The sequence below is a fragment of the Pseudomonas sp. H3_C08 genome, from assembly GCF_054669455.1.
Genome location: NZ_CP162803.1, coordinates 2550120 through 2554735 on the forward strand (window position 1 = coordinate 2550120; position 4616 = coordinate 2554735).

4 protein-coding genes are annotated in these 4616 nt (G+C 59.4%); all 4 read right to left on the reverse strand.

Annotated features, from left to right (window positions below):
- Window positions 1–69: 69 nt before the first annotated feature.
- The 4 genes from AB4N74_RS11775 to macA all read right to left on the reverse strand — a co-directional run bounded on the left by AB4N74_RS11775 (window position 70) and on the right by macA (window position 4550).
- On the reverse strand, window positions 70–309 hold the full coding sequence (locus tag AB4N74_RS11775; RefSeq protein WP_460101128.1) for a DUF6124 family protein: 240 nt from the start codon (window positions 307–309) through the stop codon (window positions 70–72).
- Between the two features lie 101 nt (window positions 310–410).
- Complete coding sequence (locus AB4N74_RS11780; protein ID WP_460100308.1) at window positions 411–776, reverse strand: DUF6124 family protein; 366 nt, start codon at window positions 774–776, stop codon at window positions 411–413.
- Between the two features lie 664 nt (window positions 777–1440).
- On the reverse strand, window positions 1441–3399 hold the full coding sequence (locus AB4N74_RS11785) for a MacB family efflux pump subunit (RefSeq protein ID WP_093430744.1): 1959 nt from the start codon (window positions 3397–3399) through the stop codon (window positions 1441–1443).
- A gap of 2 nt (window positions 3400–3401) precedes the next feature.
- A complete protein-coding gene (gene macA, locus AB4N74_RS11790; RefSeq protein ID WP_460100312.1) occupies window positions 3402–4550 on the reverse strand; it encodes a macrolide transporter subunit MacA in 1149 nt (382 codons plus the stop codon).
- Window positions 4551–4616 lie beyond the last annotated feature (66 nt).

Consider the following 4616-nt stretch of genomic DNA (forward strand, 5'->3'; position numbering starts at 1 on the left):
ACTCGGTAGTTCACGTCGGTGCATCTTCAGCAAACACCGCGGTCAGTCCCCTCTCCCACTGGGAGAGGGTTAGGGTGAGGGCACTCCCGCGACGTGCTCCAATGCCTGATTCACCGCCAATTCCCCCAACATCACCACTTGCGCAATACCCAGCAAGGTATTGCGATGCGGCCCCTCCAGCATCCCGGCAAAATCAGACAACATGACCGAGGCGGATGCCAGCGATTCACAGGCGTTTGCCAGCAGGGATTCGGTATCGGTTTGCGGATTGACCCGGAACATAGCGTTGGGCGTGTAGGGCGTGGCCATGATGTTGGCCGCAGTCACCGGCGGATCGGGTGTCTTGGACATCAGCTCAAACTCCTTCTGCGCAGCGAGGGAGCAGGCTCCCTCACGCGGCCGTTTCGCAATTAATTGGGCAAGCGCTGATTGTCGAGGACGCGACTCACCACCAATTCACTCAACATGATCACCTGTTGCAGGATCAACATCTTCTTGCGATGAGGGCTGTCGATCGAGTCGGCAAGGTCGCGGGCCATGTCACTTGCCGATGACAGCGATTCGTAGGCTTCAACCAGCAGGGTTTCGTCGTCGACGGTGGGGTCGATCAGGTAGATCTTGCCGGTTTTGCGGGTGGGCTTTGAGGTTTTGAGCGCGGACGGATTGAGGTAGAAATTGATCGCCCGTTCTGTGGCCTCTTTGATGTTTTGAGGTTCCAGTGCGGCGTCGTAGGGGATCGGGTCGGTGTCCGGAGGGTTGGGTGTGGCTTTGAACATAGATAAAGTCTCGTATCGAAATTAACCGGAGCCATCACTTTCGCTACCAAACGAAGGTGGCGGCCATGCGCGGGTTGGTAGACCGGTCGATACGGAAACCCGGCGCTCATGAATGAGCCCCACGCATGTCCACCATATAAAACGCAGCCGCAAAAAGAGACTGCATAAGGTGGCGCCATACGGCGGTACCGAAGCGGGCTACCAAACCCGATCACTGATTTGCAGTGACAGGCGAACGATATATCCCGACCCATAGCCGCGTAAGCCGGCGGATTCTGGCGTACGCGTAGGTAACGACGCAAGGTGTTGTAGGCGGTATGACGTAACGGTTCGTGTAATTTAAACGCGCTCACGGCGTTATGTTTATTGATGGAAATTCTGGATGGCGGTGATTCGAGGTTTTGCGGTGTGTCAGTTGGATCTACCCCCTCACCCCAGCCCTCTCCCCCAGGGGGGCGAGGGGGAAAGGGAGCCGATTTTTGTGCTGTTCAAAACCTGAGTTCGACTCGGTATCCCACGTCGGTGTACCTCGAAAGAACACCGAGATCAGTCCCCTCTCCCTCTGGGAGAGGGTTAGGGTGAGGGCAATCCCGCGACGTGCTCCAATATGCCTGATTCACCGGCAATCCCCCCCAATGCCCAGCAGGTTTGATGAGGGCCGCTTTTAATCCCGCGCCAACGCCTCGATCGGATCAAGCCGCGAAGCATTCCGCGCCGGCACAAAGCCAAACACAATCCCGATCAACGTCGAGCACACCACCGCCGTCAACACCGACGCCAGCGAGAACACCATCTCCCACTCCTTGATAAACACCGAAAACAAATGCCCGATGGCATACGACAGGGAAATGCCGATCGCCCCGCCCAACAGACAAACCATCACCGCCTCCACCAGAAACTGCTGACGAATGTCCGACTGCCGCGCCCCCACCGCCATGCGAATGCCGATCTCACGGGTCCGTTCGGTCACCGACACCAGCATGATGTTCATCACCCCGATACCACCCACCACCAGGGAAATCACCGCAATCAGCGACAGCAGCAACGCCAGCGAGCGGCTGGTTTTCTGCACGGTCTGCAAGACGCTGTCGAGGTTGTTGGTGAAGAAATCCTTGGTGCCGTGGCGTTGCAGCAGCAGTTGGGTGACGTGCTCTTCCACCACTTTGCTCGGCTGGCCGTCCTTCATGCGCACGCTGATGCTGTCCAGATAACGCTGGCCCAACACCCGCCCGGCCGCCGTTTCGTAGGGCACCCAGACGTTGAGGGTCTTGCCCGAGGCAAACAGGCTTTTATCCTGCGCGGCCACGCCGATCACTGTGCATGGCAGGTTGCCAATCAGGATCACCTGGCCCAACGGGTCGACATCCTGGCCAAACAGACGCTGCCGGGTGTTGTGATCGATGACCACCACCTGCGCCTGGCGCCGCGCATCGCTTTCGCTGAACGGGATGCCCGCGGCCATTTTGATCCCGCGCACCTTGAAGTACTGATCGCTGACGCCGTTGACCTGCGCATCCAGATCGATATTGCGATAACGCAACAACAGGCTGCGGCCGATCATCGGCGTGGCGCTGTCGACGTAGTACAACTGATTCAGCGCGGTGACGTCGGCCGGCGTCAGGGTTTCAATGGCGGCGGCACGTTTGTCGCCATAACTGCTGCCGGGGTAGACATCGATGGTATTGCTGCCAATCGCGGCGATGTCCTTGAGCACGTAGTTTTTCGCGCCCTCCCCGACCGCCGAAATCGACACCACCGACGTGATGCCAATGACGATGCCGAGCATGGTCAGCAAGGTACGCATGCGGTGCGAGATCAACGCCACCCACGCCATGGCGAACGCCTCTTTGAACAACCCGAGACTGGCGACCAGGCGACGCGAAGCGGTGGCTTTCGGTGCCACCGGTTCTTCGCTGAGCAGGTGCGTGGTATCGCGTTCATTGCTGCGGTCGCTGAGGATTTCGCCGTCGCTGACTTCGATGATGCGCTCGGCATTGGCCGCCACTTTCGGGTCGTGAGTGACCAGAATCACCGTGTGCCCCGCCGCGTGCAGCTCCAGCAGGATGCGCATGACCTCCTTGCCGCTGGCCGTGTCGAGGGCGCCGGTCGGTTCGTCGGCGAGGATCACTTCGCCGCCGTTCATCAAAGCGCGGGCGATACTCACGCGCTGTTGCTGACCGCCGGAGAGCTGGCTCGGCCGATGCGTCAAATGGCCTTCCAGACCCAGTCGTGCCAACAACTCACGGGCACGGGCATGGCGTTGAAGCTGGGGCGTACCGGCGTAAATCGCCGGCATCTCGACGTTGTGCATTGCGCTCAAATGCGGCAGCAAGTGGTAACGCTGGAAGATGAAACCAAAGTAATCGCGGCGCAACTCGGCCAGGGCCTGATTGTCCAGATCGCGGGTTTCCTGGCCGTTGATCCTGTAGCTGCCGGCGGTGGCGTAATCGAGGCAACCGAGAATGTTCATCAGCGTCGATTTGCCGGAACCGGAGGCACCAATGATCGCCACCATTTCCCCGGCATTGATCGTCAGGTTGATGTTGTTCAGCGCGAGAAACTCGCGGTCGCCAGCGGTGAAACTGCGGGTGATGCCGCTCAGCTGTAGCAGTGGCTCAGTCATGCTCAGGCCCCCGCCACATTGTTCACCGGATCACCGATCACCACGCGGTCGCCTTCTGCCAGACCGGCGTTGATCTGCACTTTGACGTTGTTGTTGATCCCGGTCTGCACGTTGCGCGACTTCGCGTGGCCCTTGGCGTCGAGCACCCGTACCGGAAAACTGCCATCGGCATTGCGCGGGCCGAGCGCCGCCACCGGCACGGTCAGCACCGACTTGGCGGTGTCGAGGATAATGCGCACCTGCGCGGTCATCGAGATGCGCAGGCGATGGTCGGGATTGGGCACCTCGAACAACGCGTTGTAAAACACCGCGCTGCTTTGCTTAGGCGTACCGGCGGGCGGTGTTTCAAGAAAGTTCTGCGGCGCAGGGTCCGTGCCGCGCAGTTTCGCGTAGTAGCGTTTGTCCTCGCCGAGAATGGTGAAATACACCTCTTGCCCCGGGGCGATGTGAATTACATCGGCCTCGGACACCTGCGCCTTGACCGTCATGGTGTCCAGATCCGCCAGTTTCAGCAGGACCGGTGCCAATTGGCTGGCGATCACGGTCTGGCCTTCCTGAGTGACCACGCCGACCACGTCGCCATCAATCGGCGCGACAATCCGCGTGTACGCCAGATTGACCTTGGCCGTGTCGATCTGGATATGCGCACTTTTGATCTGCGCATCCAGCGACATCAGGTTGGCCTGCTGCACCTGATAGTCCGACTCGGCGGTTTCAAAATCCTGGCGCGAGATCGACGCGTCGTCCTGCAAGTTCTTGTAGCGCTCGTAAATCGCTTTGGTTTGCCTGAGCTGAGCCTGGGTCGCGCGTTTTTGCGCTTGCAGGTTTTCCTCATCAACCTGGGCCTGACGCAAAGTGTTCTGCAACACCAGCGGATCGATTTCCGCCAGCCACTGCCCTTTCTTCACCTTGTCGCCAACCTTGACCTTGAGCGACTTCAATTGCCCCGACACTTGCGCGCCGACGTCCACTTGCTTGATGCCTTCGAGCAACCCGGTGGCGAGCACCGCGTTTTCAATGTCACTGCGTTCCACCGGGGCGGTCAGGTATTGCGGCGCCTCGGCCGGTGCCTGCACCGTGTAGAAAGCCAATCCCGCTACTGCCACTAACGCTAAACCCATACCGACTTTGCGCAACTTCGACTTTTCCATAAATAACCACAAGTCCGTTCAGGGGTGAGCCCGGCCAGCAGCCGGGTTCTGGTAGATAAACAACAA